9 protein-coding genes, 3 pseudogenes and 1 riboswitch are annotated in these 14,179 nt (G+C 57.9%); of the genes and pseudogenes, 4 read left to right on the plus strand and 8 right to left on the minus strand.

Annotated elements, in window-relative coordinates:
• Positions 1–139: 139 nt before the first annotated feature.
• Positions 140–1,756: pseudogene (locus tag AAYR33_06910) on the minus strand (FAD-dependent protein).
• Positions 1,757–1,975: 219 nt separating this feature from the next.
• Here AAYR33_06910 and AAYR33_06915 point away from each other — a divergent pair.
• The 3 genes from AAYR33_06915 (at position 1,976) to AAYR33_06925 (ending at position 4,866) form a co-directional block, all read left to right on the plus strand.
• Positions 1,976–3,022, plus strand: a complete 1,047-nt coding sequence (locus tag AAYR33_06915; GenBank protein XAO70779.1) for a cation diffusion facilitator family transporter — start codon at positions 1,976–1,978, stop codon at positions 3,020–3,022.
• The gene (locus tag AAYR33_06920; GenBank protein ID XAO70780.1) at positions 3,019–3,936 is read left to right on the plus strand and encodes a cation diffusion facilitator family transporter; all 918 of its coding nucleotides are present in this window, start codon (positions 3,019–3,021) and stop codon (positions 3,934–3,936) included. Before AAYR33_06915 ends, AAYR33_06920 begins: the two co-directional genes overlap by 4 nt.
• Before the next feature lie 189 nt (positions 3,937–4,125).
• On the plus strand, positions 4,126–4,866 hold the full coding sequence (locus AAYR33_06925; GenBank protein XAO72425.1) for a chloride channel protein: 741 nt from the start codon (positions 4,126–4,128) through the stop codon (positions 4,864–4,866).
• An 83-nt stretch (positions 4,867–4,949) separates the two neighbouring features.
• Here AAYR33_06925 and AAYR33_06930 read toward each other — a convergent pair whose 3' ends face one another.
• The 7 genes and pseudogenes from AAYR33_06930 to cobW form a co-directional block, all read right to left on the minus strand.
• Entirely contained in the window at positions 4,950–6,440 is a 1,491-nt protein-coding gene (locus AAYR33_06930) for a carbohydrate porin (GenBank protein XAO70781.1), read from the minus strand.
• Positions 6,441–6,705: 265 nt separating this feature from the next.
• Positions 6,706–7,131: a histidine phosphatase family protein gene (locus AAYR33_06935; protein XAO70782.1), complete on the minus strand. Its 426-nt coding sequence runs from the start codon at positions 7,129–7,131 to the stop codon at positions 6,706–6,708.
• A gap of 172 nt (positions 7,132–7,303) precedes the next feature.
• Positions 7,304–9,175: a cobyrinate a,c-diamide synthase gene (locus tag AAYR33_06940; protein ID XAO70783.1), complete on the minus strand. Its 1,872-nt coding sequence runs from the start codon at positions 9,173–9,175 to the stop codon at positions 7,304–7,306.
• Positions 9,084–10,229: a cobaltochelatase subunit CobN gene (locus AAYR33_06945; GenBank protein XAO70784.1), complete on the minus strand. Its 1,146-nt coding sequence runs from the start codon at positions 10,227–10,229 to the stop codon at positions 9,084–9,086. The genes AAYR33_06940 and AAYR33_06945 overlap by 92 nt, the downstream gene beginning before the upstream one ends.
• A 116-nt stretch (positions 10,230–10,345) precedes the next feature.
• Entirely contained in the window at positions 10,346–10,579 is a 234-nt protein-coding gene (locus AAYR33_06950; protein ID XAO70785.1) for a cobaltochelatase subunit CobN, read from the minus strand.
• Between the two features lie 150 nt (positions 10,580–10,729).
• On the minus strand, positions 10,730–11,176 hold the full coding sequence (locus AAYR33_06955) for a hypothetical protein (GenBank protein XAO70786.1): 447 nt from the start codon (positions 11,174–11,176) through the stop codon (positions 10,730–10,732).
• A 3-nt stretch (positions 11,177–11,179) separates the two neighbouring features.
• Positions 11,180–12,224 (minus strand): annotated as a pseudogene (gene cobW, locus AAYR33_06960) (cobalamin biosynthesis protein CobW).
• A gap of 496 nt (positions 12,225–12,720) precedes the next feature.
• Positions 12,721–12,953, minus strand: a riboswitch (cobalamin riboswitch).
• Positions 12,954–13,239: 286 nt separating this feature from the next.
• Here cobW and AAYR33_06965 point away from each other — a divergent pair.
• Positions 13,240–14,087, plus strand: a pseudogene (locus AAYR33_06965) (cobalt-precorrin-5B (C(1))-methyltransferase).
• Positions 14,088–14,179 lie beyond the last annotated feature (92 nt).

The following is a 14,179-nucleotide window of genomic DNA, read 5'->3' on the forward strand; positions in this document are numbered from 1 at the left end:
ATAAAGAAGGAAATCTTTCCTGTAAAGTAGTAGATTTCACAAATTTTAAGTTTTTTACGCCGGTGACGTGATGTTTTAATGTTATTTTCAGTCAAGAATGTGATTTTATCGGCGATGTCGCAGGTCAGGGAGAGGGGGTCTATTCCCGCAACGCCCCCGCGAGAAATTCCGCCGCACGTATGCCGTCAATCCCTGCGGAGAGAATGCCCTCGCATAGCCCGCCCCTTCCCCAGCCGGGAAAATCCCTCGGATCGAAGGGCTTTGCCCGGTCTTGTCTCGATCAAGACGGAGGGAGGAGGATGTACGCGTCTCAACCCCGGTCAGGACGGCGTCATCCATCGAAAAGCCGGGGATTTTCGCGTCAAATACGGGCAATGCCTCCCTGATGGCGTCAATCGCGAAATCCGGAAGGCAGTCCCGCAGATTAGCCGGCGTCACGCCCGGCTTGTAGGAGGGGATCACCGCACCGAGATCCGTCGACGCTCGCCCTGCGAGGAAATCCCCGACTTTCTGGGCGGGCGCAGAATAATTGCGCCCGGCAGCCTTGAAAGCTGCCTGCTCCCAACGGCGTTGAAAGGCTATCCCGCCAAGAACATTATCTGGGAAGTCGATGTCAGGTTTGACTTCGACGACGATCCCCGCATTGGCGTTTCGTTCAGCACGGGAATATTGGCTCATCCCATTCGTCGCCACCGCCCCCCTGCCCCCCTCTCCGACGTGGCCGCCACGACGGTTTCACCGGGACACATACAGAAGGAATAGACAGATCGCCCATTGGCGGCGCGATGCACGAGCTTGTAATCGGCAGCGCCCAGTAGATGATGACCCGCTGAGGGGCCGAACCGCGCCGCATCAATGACGGATTACAGATGCTCAATGCGAACGCCGATGGAAAAAGGTTTGGCATGCATGGCCAACCCGGCTCCGTGAAGCATATCAAAACTATCCCGCGCACTATGGCCCAAAGCGAAGACAGCATGGCGCGTTGCGATGTGGCTGCCATCGGCAAGGTCAAGCCCTGTCAGACGTTTCTGCGCATCCACCCTGATGCCATCGACGCGGCTGTTAAATTGGTAAGTGCCGCCCAGCCTCTCAATCTCCGCCCTGAGATTTTCAACCATCGTGACAAGCCGGAATGTGCCGATATGCGGTTTTGAAAGATAGAGGATTTCCGCCGGCGCACCGGCTTTAACGAAGGTCTCCAGCACGAAGCGGCCAAGATGCCGCGGGTCGCTGACGCCGCTATAAAGCTTGCCATCCGAAAATGTCCCGGCTCCACCTTCCCCGAACTGGACATTGCTTTCCGGCGAGAGTTCAGCTTTCCGCCAGAAGGCAAACGTGTCCACCGTCCTTTCCCGGACTTTTTTACCCCGCTCGATAATGATAGGCTTAAGACCTGCCTTCGCCAGAACAAGTGCCGCTATCAGGCCGCAAGGTCCGGCGCCGATCACGACGGGACGCTGCGGCGGGTGCGGCGCGGAAGGCACATCATATTGATGCGCGGACGTCGGCATCACGCGCATCGCGGTGCGATCATCACCCTGACATTTCTCAAGGATTTCGGCTTCATTATCGACGGAACAATCAATATGGTAGACGAGCATGATCCGATTTTGTAGCGCGCATCATAGCCACGGCGCGCGATCGTGATTTCGCGCACTTCCTGTTCATCAACGCCCAGCCGCGCTGCCACGGTTTTTCTGATGGCGTCCTCACCGTGCTCAAGCGGAAGGCGGATTTCAGTGACACGGATCATAGTGCGTGCGAAACGCTCAGTAATGGATGGCTCACGCGCTCTTTAACACATTCCGGCCAAGGGGGGGTAAAAGGTGATCGCGCCGTTTTCTAATGTCGATCGGCGGCTTGTCCCGGCGCCGCAGCGCGGTATGCGGATGCCCCCGCCGGCCCCGCGCCTCTTGAAAATTTCTCACGTTGCTGCAACGTGACTTTCGTAAGATATTCCTGAAGGTGACACATGTCTGAATCACTTGACCCGGAAAGATCATCTCCGGCTATGTCCAATGTGTCCCGACCCTGCGACGAAAATCGCGCGGTGCACGATCACCATGGCCATCATGATCGTGATCACGCGACTCATCATCATGGAGAGGGTGGTGGACATCACCATCACATGCCAAGTGATTTCGGTCGAATTTTCTTCATTTACCTCACCATCAATACGATTTTCGTCTTCGGTGAGGCGATTTGCGGCTTATGGATCAACTCCCTCTCCCTGATCTCAGATGCCGGGCATAATCTCTCCGACCTGCTCGGACTCGGCGGGGCGTGGCTGGCCTATAATCTCGCGCGGCGGGAACCCTCGGAGCGTTTTACTTACGGATTGAAACGATCCACTATCCTCTCCGCCCTTGGCAATGCCATGCTGCTGCTCTTCGTGACGGGCGGAATCGTCGTTGGTGCAATCATGCGCATTTTGCACCCTCAGGACGTGCCCGGTTGTGGCGTAATTATTACCGCGCTCATCGGCCTTATTGTCAATGGCAGCACGGCCCTGTTACTCATGCGGGGGAGTCATGATGACCTGAATATGCGTGGCGCCTTCCTGCATATGGTGTCGGATGCCGCGATCTCCACTGGCGTCGCGGTCACCGGCGTCGCCATTCTGCTGACAGGCTGGTCCATATTTGACCCGGTTGTAAGTCTGGTCATTTCCGTCCTGATTGTTGTCTCAAGCTGGGGTTTGTTGCGCGCCTCGCTGGATATGACGCTTGATGCGGTACCCTGGAATATTGACAGCAACGCTGTTGGCGCGGCGCTTCGGGATCTGCCGGGGGTCCGGCAGATACATCACATGCATATATGGTCCCTGAGCACGACAGAAACGGCCCTGACCGTGCATCTTGTCGTCAGTGCCGACATTGCCTCACGGGATGATCTGCTGCAATCCGCAGCAGGTTTGCTGCGTACACGCTTTCGGATCGGCCATACGACCTTCCAATTGGAGGATGACACAGACGCGCCCCCTTGTGGGCATGTCAGACAGGCCCCCGCATCACCATGACACTTCTGACTCTAACAATGGAGAAACAGAAGATTCGTCTCGGCCTCTGCACTCTGGCCGTCAGTCTTGTCGCCCTCACCCTGAAAATGCTCGCCTGGTGGCTCAGCGGCAGTATGGCGCTTCTCTCCGATGCGTTGGAGACGGTCATTAATGTCGTTGCCGCATCCTTTGCCCTCGCCGCTTTGCATATTTCCAACCTTCCGCCGGACCATAATCACACTTACGGGCACGGAAAGGTCGAGTATCTATCGACCGTTATTGAAGGTGTCCTGGTTGTCGTGACGGCCTTCGGCATTTTTTACGCTGCCTGGACACATTGGAAAGCGCCGAACACAGATCTGGCCGCCTGGCAGGGCGTCATGTTCAATGCGCTCGGTGGTCTTGTCAATCTCGTCTGGGGGCTGACTTTGCTGCGGCAAGGGCGGCGCATCAACTCCCCGGCCGTGATCGCCAGCGGCCACCATATTATTGCCGATGTCTGGACGACGCTCATTCTCATCATCGGCGTCTCCCTCATTCCCCTTACCGGCTTTTACTGCCTTGATGCGATCCTTTCAGCCTTGATTGCTTTAAATGTCCTGCGCATCGGGTTCAGCGTCATGCGCGCCTCCATTGCCGGGCTTATGGATGAAGTGCCTGACCCGGCCACCTTGCAGAAAATCGCTGAGATTATTGCGTCCCATGGCGGCGGTGCCCTGCAGGCCCATGACATCAGGGCACGCCGATCCGGCACACAATATTTTATCGACTTTCACCTTGTCGTGCCCGGAGCCACCCGCGTCTCGGAAGCCCATGCCATCTGTGATTGTGTTGAAAACGCACTTAAGGCGCATTTCGGGCCGGACGTCACCACAATCCACGTCCATATTGAACCGGAGAGCCACCTTTTGCCTGAGGGCGTCCCGATCCCTTAAGGGACGGACCCGGACAGGGACGGGCAAAGTGCGACATATTTTGTCACTTCCCGTCAGCATATCGTCGAATACGCTTCTTGTCGGGCGCAGAGCTCGATATAATAGACACGTTTTCGACTTCGGAACATATTGAGGCGATATGAGACAAGGTAAGCCCCCCTTCCTAACGCCTCGACACACATACGCCATATAAGGCGTTCCGTCTGGGTGACGACGACGCAGTGGCGGCGCGCCTTGCCCTATTGGGTGGGCACCATCCTTGTCGGCATTGCCGCCGTCAGTTTCGCGGCGCTGGCCGATGCAGCGGCGCAGTTACGCAGTCAAATCCTGTCCTGGGACCCGCGGGTTATGATCCTCGTCATTCTGTGCGGGTTAGGTCTCGCCGTGATCGGCCTGATTTCACATGGCGCGACCTACGGCACCGGATATGCACAGGCACGCGCGATCATTGATGGGCGGGAGCATTATCCGGCGTCGTTCTTCCTGTATAAACTCTCCGCCACCGTCATCTCCTACTGGTCCGGTATTCCGGGCGGTATTTTTGCGCCTTCCCTTTCGGTGGGGGCGGGGATTGGGGGTTGGATCAGCCAGTTTCTGCTGCACACTTCGGCTGGCGCGGTCGTCCTGCTTGGCGTCGTGGGGTATTTTTCAGCGGTTGTGCAGGCACCATTGACAGCCACCGTCATCGTTATGGAAATGTCCGATAATCAACAAGTAACTCTGGCCTTTATGGCGACTTCCTTCCTTGTTTTCGGCGTGTCACGCGTCATCTGCAAGAAAAGTCTCTATGGCGCGCTGGCGGAACGTTTCATGACCAGCTTCTCACCGCCAACACGCGCGAACGAAACCACGTCCCTTCCGCAGGATGTTGCCCCATCAGCGGATGAAGCCCTCTCTTCACCAGAGGGGGAGAGTCCGCCACAGCACTGACGCCGCCACGTGACGCGGTGGCGGAATTTGAAATTGGAGTCAGCTACTGAGAAGGACGGGCATGCAGCCCGCCCCGACCGGATTCAGAAAAGTTCGATATGGCTTTTGAAGCCCAGCATTGCCTGGTTTTTCAATGGCTTCATGCCGCCCGGATTGAAAAAATACTGGAAGTCCGGTGCGAAGGTGATCCCCCGGAAAACATGGATCTGATACATTGCCTCAAAAACATACGCGTTTTTCTGGGGGAAGAGCGAGCCATTCGGCAGTTTCATGCCTTGTTGCTGATAGAGAAGCTGCGACCGATAAAGGTCGGGAGACACGCGCATGTAGGTGAAGTTCAAACCCATCGCATCGAGAGGGCGGGATTTCCAGAACCCACGATTTAACATACCGATGGAATATTGCTGCCACCGCGTGGACGTTTCGGGCTGATTGAAATAAGTGACGCCCAGCAGCGTAATACCGGCATCCGGCGCACCACCCGGGTAATGATAGATCATCTGATCCGCCAGGCCCCAAGCCGCCCACGCACCGTGATCATAGCGCACAGGCAGGCCTGATAAGGCGGCTGGCGTGTTCATCCCGTCAAAGAAATTATCTTTGTGGTCGGCCGTGTCATAAGCCATGCCGATTTTATAATGTCCGGGCAGCTGATGGTGCCTCCCGAAATTCGGCGTCCATGCGATTTCAACCGGCATTGCCGCGCCATCAATCGTCGCGCCGTTAAATTTGAAACCAGTGCGCATCTGGGCATTGCCGTAAATCGCCTGGGTTTGCGTGAGATACACGCCGAAAGAAAAGATCGAGTCCTTGGTTGGACGAGTCCGCACCCTGAAAGCCCAGTTCGCGTCCGGGTAGGAGGCATGGGCTAAATTGTCGCTCGATGCTTTCGGGTTGCCGCAGAAAGCATTATTCATGAAGTTACAATAAAGCGGATTGGCCGAGAAGTCAGAGAGGAAGGACATGCGCCCTGCCGCAAAGGCCAGGCGATCACTGAAAAGACTTTCTTCCGCATAGGCAAAGACAAGGTGGACGAAGACATTGCCACCACTGCCGTAAATTTCCTGACTCGGATTGAGATTATCGCCGAACATCCGACTTGCCGGAATGCCGTAACGTCCGACGATAATAGCATGTGTCGCAAGCCCCCTGATGCCGACCAGACGCTCCCAGTCAATATCGTCTTCGAGAGAATACTGCCCGGCATTGCTTGCACCCTGTTTCAGGCCGAGCCCTGATGTGGGCCGATGCAGCATCCCTGACATTTCATTTGTGTTATCGAGAAGGATGGCGATGCCCCGTTCCCGAAGCCAGGTATTGACGCCACCCGGATCCACCAGAATGGCCTCAGGCTGGGGAAGTTGCGGCACGCTGGTTTTGGCGACGTAACCGTGCTGACGGCGCTTTGCCTTCTCCTGCGTGAGCTGCGACTGAAGCTGCGACGCCTGTGTCGGGAAGTCCCCCGCCACCTTGGGGGAGGCGGGTGGCGCGCCATCTGGATGGGCGCTGGCAGGAAGGCCGAAAATCAAAGCGATGAGGGCACTGATCAACGGAACTCTTTTTTGCGTCTTCATCAATTCGCCTTCTTTGCGGAGATGTTGTTTTCCACTTTACTTCCCGGATAAGGTGAAAAATTCCCTTATAACCTGGAAATATTACATTCAACACATTGAAATCATGTGACTAACGTGAAGTTTGTTTAATGTAAAGTGACCCCCAAGCCTCCGCTCGAAAATGTGAGCGGAGATACCGGAGAGTTACACCACGCAAAGGCCGATGAAAACGCATGATTCGTCAGGGCTCCATCAGCTCTTGAGTTCAAGGAGGTGAGATGCAACTTTATTTATCAAAACTTAATTTATGTCGGTGGTGTAATGTTAAACGTCGCCACACATCCTGGCAACAGGGGCGGGTCACTGAGGCGCCATTTCGCCCCTCGGCCAACGCCATCAGGATTTTGCTCGGCCCGCCATGGGTCACCACGGTCGCGTCAGTTTCCTGACCTGTCACCTCCTGCCAGAATGGCATGAGGCGCTTTTGCAACATCGAAACCGATTCGCCACCACCCGGGCGGAAATTTTCCGGGTCGCGCGCCCATGCATCGAGTTCACCTTTCGGGGTCACATCCCAAGGCACTTCCTCCCACACGCCGAAATCAAGCTCGACAAGGCGAGGATCCACCTGTAGGCGACAGGCCGTGCCAACAGCGAATCGCGCCGGTGTCAGACACTGCGCGGAGGGTGAGCAGTAAATCCGTCCCGTCAACGGCCATGCGCGCGCGATACGCTGCCAACCTGGTACGAGGGGGCGCTCCGTCCTGCCGTAACAGACATGACGTGGGTTCTCAATCGGGAGGATGGCGGATGAGGGTCAGGCGCATCGTATGACAGCCTCATGCACCTCACCGCGCTGGGTGGATAAAAATGGAGGCAGCATGTTACATCCGGCGTGACATCACATGAAAAAAGCTTCCCGAGACTTTTCCGCGCTTACCGCCAGCCTTGCCGATCAACTTCCCCGCGCCATCATAAATCGTCGCAAGCGCATCATCATGACCGGAGGCGATGACGCGCGCATAATGAAATTCGTGCCCCCTGCAAATCGTCCCTTTCGGCCCCAGAATGGAGGCGGCATCCAGATGAGCCTCCCGATAACCCAGTGTCATTTTGCGACGCGCAAAACTCGTTTGGTAGGAAAGCAGCCCCAACATATTATGTGTGTGGCCCGACGCGTCCTCCAACGTTTCTCCCAACACCATATAGCCGCCACATTCCCCGTGGACGGGCCGCGTGCGAGCAAATGCATGGATCGACCGCCTGAATTGATCGGATTGAGACAGGATACCGGCATGGAGTTCGGGATAACCGCCCGGGAGCCAACATGCATCGCAATCCTCGGGCGGCCCTTCATCCAACAGGGGTGAGAAAAATCTGACGTTTGCCCCCTGGTCACGCCAGGCTTCAAGCAGATGCGGGTAGATGAAGGTAAAAGTGGCATCACGCGCAACAGTGATATTCTGCCCCGGCGGTGGAAGCGGCACGAAGCGCGGCGTAGAAGGCGTTGTATCGCGCAACCGTCCAATATCCAGCTTGCAGGCCGCGTCGAGACAATCATCAAGATTGTTCTCGCAGGCCATCTGGCGTGCCACCTCCTCAATCCCAGCCCGCCACGCCTCATATTCGGATGGCTGGACAAGGCCGAGATGGCGGCGCGGCATGCTCAAAGAGGCGGTTCGCCGCATCGTGCCCAGCAATTTCACATCAAGATCGGCCGCGCAAAGCGTTTTATGCCGGTCCGAGACGATATGATTGAACCAGACTCCGGCCAGTCGGACATCGTCACGCCACCGCGCGAAGCCGCTTGCAATCATCGCAGCAGACTGCCCCTGCCCGCGCACATCTATCACGAGCATCACCGGAATCTGCAATAACGCCGCCAGATCCGCGGCACTGCCGCGACATCCCTGCACGGCGTCAAAACCGTCATAGAGCCCCATCGATGCTTCAATCAGCACGAGATCCGCACCCTCCGCGAGACGCGCGAGCTGTTGACGCAGGTAAGCGGGTGACATGGCCCAGCCATCCAAATTCGGGCATGGGGCTTTCGTGATGGCGGCGTGGAATTGCGGGTCGATATAATCAGGTCCGCATTTGGCCGCCCGCACCCGCAGACCCGCATTTTTGAAGGCCAGAAGCAAAGCGAGCGTCACAGTGGTTTTGCCCGCGCCGGAATGCGGTACGACGATGATGAGGGCGCGCGTCACGGGGCAAGCGCCAGGGCGACGCTGTTGCTGCGCGGCTTCCATTTGGCCATGCCGCCACATTATTTCCAGGCGCTGCCTTATATCCTCCCGCGCTTCAGGATTGGCATCACGCAGAAACTGATCGCATTTCGTGTCGCCAAGTGTCGCTGCAAAAACAAGGTCAAATTGCGTATCGAAATGCGAGGGCAGGGTCACCGCAAACCCGCATAAAGCGGCGACAGCGCGGGCGATTTCAGCCGCGCCGCGATAATGGTGGCGTTGCATCGCGGTGATCCAGGCAGGGTTCGTCAGCCGTCCGCGCGTGATCCGGGCAACCTCGTCCTCCAATTGGCGCAGGCGCATTTTTTGCCCGTCACTTGTATCGCCGTGCCAAAGGCGCGGCTGCCCGCCTGCAGCGGCGGCTGCAGCCGCAAGCCCACCCTCATGCGCTGCCCAATCCGGCGTATCAAGCAGATCAGTCTCGGCGTGGTCCTGCACATGCAGGATGAGTTCCGATTGCCTTAATTGTGCCTGAAAGGCCGCGGCTTCCCGCCTCAGCGCCTTCATCCTTGTAGGCCCAGCCTGAGGCCACCAGATAAGCCGCACCGATCTGCGCCAGAGCTTCATCTTCGTTGAGTTGGGTTTCTGAAAGGCGGCATTCATCCCACAAACCGCAGGACTGCGCTTTGAGGATGATGTCCCGCCGCAGATTCTTCCCGCGTCGTCGGTCCATACCCTCCGCTTCTGCGTATTCATCGATCAGGCGTTCAAGCGCCGCAAGGTGGTGATCATGCCCGGCCTTGCGCATGGGGGTCATATGCCCGATTGTTACCGCGCCAAGTCGCCGCTTCGCCGCCGCGGCATCTCTGGGGTTATTGACAATAAACGGGTAAATGACGGGCAGCCCCCGACAGAGTGCCTGCGGCAGAGAGGCGCGCGACAGCGCCACGGCCTTGCCCGGCAGCCACTCCATCGTGCCATGCGCGCCAAGATGGATCATGGCATGAGGGGCCTGAACGTGATGCATCCAGAGGTGAAAACCGAGATACTCATGTCCCGGCATCGCATCGGGGTCGTGATAATGCGCCTTATGGTCTCTCGCCTGACTTCGACGCGGCTGCACGGCAACGCATACTTTTCCATAAAGGTGGAAACGCGCCGAAATCGCCCGGTCCGGCGTGCCCCACAAGGCAGTGACCGCTTCACGCACCTCTTGGGGAAGGGTTATGAAAAGCCGTCGATATTCGGCAGCGGACAGGATCGGGATGGGTTGCGTCTGGGTAATCTGCCCTGCAATCGCAACCGGGTCATTTGGGAATGTGTCATAGCCAGATTCAACGAGCAATTGGAGAATGGATGCGATGCTCGCAAAACCATCCAGCCCGACAGCATGCGTCATCTGGCCTTCCGCACCGGGATAATCGGAAAGGATCAGCGCCAATTGACGCTGCGCGGGAGGGGTCGCCGCCAGTCGGATCCAGCCTTCCGCCATGGAAACAGCCTGCGCCACACCTTCCGGGAAGGCCTCCCGCCGCGTTGGAAAGCCGGGTGGCGCCTCTTTACGGAAGGAAATTGGCGGCCCGTCAATGCGCCCGTCTAATTCCGGCAAGGCGATCTGCATGGCAATATCGGATTTGGGAGAGACCGCGCGTGGCCTTCATCCACTGGGCGCGCGTTGCGCTCGGCTGTAGAAGCTGAATGACTGGAACCTGCGCGCGGTCGAGAATACTCGCGTCCTCAGACGGATCGTCCTTCCCCCTCCCGACGGGCGGAGAAAAACGTGGCATTCAGGATGATGTTCGGGGGCGCGCTGTCCATCATCTGCGCCAGCCACGCTGCGACCGCGTCATTTTTCAATGAGGCGACGAAAAGCGCCTTTACGTCCAAACCGGCCTCAGCCAGGGCCGCAATCAACGCGTCGATACCTTCCAGATCGCCCGCCGCCAGATGGGCGCGGTAAAAATCACCCAAGCTGTGCGCGGCGTCCCAACGGCGCGGCCCGCATCCGACCGCGCCGCAACTGTGCGGTAAATACCGCAGGATGGAAGGCTCTCTGCAGACGCACCATCATCTTCCGCCAACCCCGCGAGGCTGCGCATCAGTCGGAAAGCGCCTGACCAATTACTCTACCCCCTCCTGAAAAAATCCATTCAGCCGTGACCATATCTCCGGGGAGACGGTTGATTTTTCCCGTAATGCATTCGTGCTCTGACAGGCACCCGGCAACAGGGCCAAAGCGATCTTGCGGGCGCGGCACAGAGCCACCAGTTCCTCAACGCCATAACGCCAATATTCCAGCCCACCAAGAAGGCGCATCACAATGACGCGCGCACCCGCCGCCGTCTTCTCAAGATAAAGATCGACGGACATGGGGTGGCGCAATTGTTGCAGATTAACAAGCTGAAGCACACCCTCCGCGTCGGCACTTTGCGCGGCTGCGGCAGCCGAGAGGCCGAGGAGATCACTATCGGTGAAGGACATGAGCAGAAGGGGCGCCGCCGGATGGTCCAGATCCTCCGCCACATCCTGCGCCTCGATATTATGCTGCTCACGCAGAAGGAGGTACATGCCCTACCCTGTGAAGGCGCGGCGCACCGCGTCCTCATCCAATCCCTTCTGCGCAATGACAACGATCTTCCCGGCAGCATCCGGCGCGGCTTGAGCGGATCGGAGGGCCATCGGGGCAAATCCATGCTGGATGCGTTGGCCGACCGCCTGAATCCCCAGGGGCAGATCCCGATTTTGAATATGGGCGTAACCTTTCATACGCAGGATATTCTGCCCGGAAGCGGCGCGCTCAGCCTTGGCGATAAACGCCTCGGCATTGTCTTGTAACGGCAGATCCATCACGAATGACACGAAATCATCATGCTCATGCGCCTCCGCACCATCATGATGCGAGGGTCGTGACGCGAGGTCATTTTCCGCGGCGGCGGCGATGCCGAGCATAACGGTCGGGTCAACCCATCCATGGCGCGCCACAACCACCCCGACCCGACGCGCGCGCATCAAGCTGGCCGATGACGGTGCGCAATTGTGATGATGAGACGAGATCCGATTTATTGAGGATGACGAGATCGGCGGAATCGAGCTGATCCTCAAACACCTCAGCGAGCGGGTTGTCATGGTCGAGGGATGGATCTTCCGCCCTTTGGGCTGCCACGGCTTGCGGGTCATCCGCGAAGCACCCTTCCGCAACGGCAGGGACATCGACGACGGTAATCACGCCATCCACCGTCATGCGCGTCCGTATGGAAGGCCAGTTAAACGCCTTCAGAAGGGGCTTCAGCAGGGCCAGCCCGGATGTTTCGATCACCACATGTTCAGGCGGGTTGTCGCGGTCCAGAAGGCTTTGCATTGTCGGGATGAAATCATCCACCACGGTGCAGCAAAGGCAGCCATTTGTCAGCTCAATGACACCGGACTCCGCGCAACCTGTCACGCCGCGGCTTCTCAACGTGTCGCCATCCACCCCGACCGCGCCGAATTCATTGACGACAATCGCGATACGACGCCCATTCGCATGTTCGAGAAGATGGCGCAGCAAGGTCGTTTTACCCGCACCGAGGAAGCCGGTGATGATGGTAACCGGAATTTTCGTGAGTTGAACGTTCATGCGATATCCCTCTGCGTAAAGGTCGGGAAACGACCGATCATGACTTTCTAAAGACTGGCAGGCCGTTTGGATGGCGGGACGACGCCGCGCGCTGAGCGGCGATAGGCTGCAATATATGTCAGCAGGTCCTGTGCGAGTCCGGCATGGAGATGGCCCATCAGTTACCCCCACTTCCCGGGCATGGAAATCGTGGCGAAACATGTATTCCGGCAGGATGCCAGGCAATTCACGCCAACCACCTCGACACTTCCATCATTGGCCTCCGTGACAGCATCTTAGAGCTTCTGGCCGGAAATGTCCTTATCGGTCGCGGCGCAAGTGAGACATATGCTCAGATGCGGGCGGGTCGCGGCATTTTCATTCATCATGGACGCCTTTGAGGCGGGAAAAGCGCGACAAAACGGCTAGCGCACGCAACATGCATCGGCAAAAACCGCAACGGGCGTCAAGCCCCGCGGCATTCTACACCAACCGGGCACCCCGCCAGCCAGTATCGTCGACTCAAATGATGCGAGGCAGGTCTCCTGGCTCGTGGCACGGATCGCTCCTTCAGGGCACCTTCCTGGACATCGTCATGAGACGCCCAGTGCGCGATCGCCCTGATATCAAACCACTTACAGTTGCGGGGGCAGCGCCGGCCTGACCCATCTCCTTTGAAAATCATCGGAGTCTTGGGCGCACCGTCTTCCCCTTTAAGCCCGTGAGGGCACCTCGGTAACAGGTCATCACTATATTTTAATCTTAACGGCGCGTCGAGGTAAGATATGTGGAAAGCGCCAAGCTGATTGCCTCACCACCCGCGAAAAGCCTATGGTAAGACAGCGTCGAGGTGATGCTTCTCAACGGGGAATGGTCGGATCTGCAACGTAATCGAAATGTTCCATCTTTATGATGTATCGATGGCCTGACCCGATGATCCACTCAAACCCATGATAAAAGACCGGGAACGCCCCCTTTAAGGCGCGGCTGGACAACGGGCGGTTGCGCCACCGCCGCAGCGAAATCCGCCTGGAGCTGGCTTCAGATGGGTCAATTCCCCGACCCCGTCACCATCACATTGCCGAATCAGCGTCAGGTCAGCTTCGCTTTGGATGGATGCGGTCAAATGGGTGAGTTAGCCTGGGCGCGCATCATCAAAGATGCGGGTGATAACCCGGATGTGACGCATGGCGCGCTCATCACCGCGTCGGTTGCGCGAGGCGCGGTGGGACAAGGCGTGACCTTCAAGGCGGGTAAAGGTGTAGGTGTAATCACCCACCCGGTGCCCCGGCCATCAACCCAGTGCCGCGCCGCATGATCACGAATGCCCTCATGGAAGTCACCCCTCAAAGTGCCGACGCCATCGTGACCATCAGTGTCGAAAATGGTGAAGCCCTCGCCCGCCAGACGCTCAATCCGAGATTGGGAATTGTCGGTGGCCTCTCAATATTGGAGACAACCGGCATTGTCGTGCCATTTTCCTGTTCCGCGTGGATAGATACGATTCATCGCGGCATTGACGTCGCGCGCGCCAGCGGCCTTACACACATTGCGGGCAGCACGGGCAGCACGTCGGAGGCGTGTGTTAAAGCTTTTTACGCTCTTCCTGACGCGGCCCTGATTGAGATGGGTGATTTTGTTGGCGGGATGCTGAAATATCTTCGCCAGCATCCTGTCCCGCATCTCACCATCGCGGGAGGCATCGCAAAAATGGCCAAGCTGGCGCAGGGCCATCTGGACCTCCATTCAAGCCGCACTCTGGCGGACCCGGGCAGCCTCGCCATCATGGCGGAGAAACTCGGCGTCACGTCGGAAATCAGGGAGAGGATGCGCCGCGCCAACACGGTGCTGGGGCGTTTCAACTCGCGAACCATCCCGCTCTGAGCGATCTGATCGCGGCGGAAGCCGCTTCCGTCACGCGCGTTTGCCTCGCCCCGTCCGACATTGAGGTCGATGTCATTGTGACGGACCGTGAA

The sequence above is a fragment of the Acetobacteraceae bacterium genome, from assembly GCA_039613835.1.
Classification (GTDB): domain Bacteria; phylum Pseudomonadota; class Alphaproteobacteria; order Acetobacterales; family Acetobacteraceae; genus Sorlinia.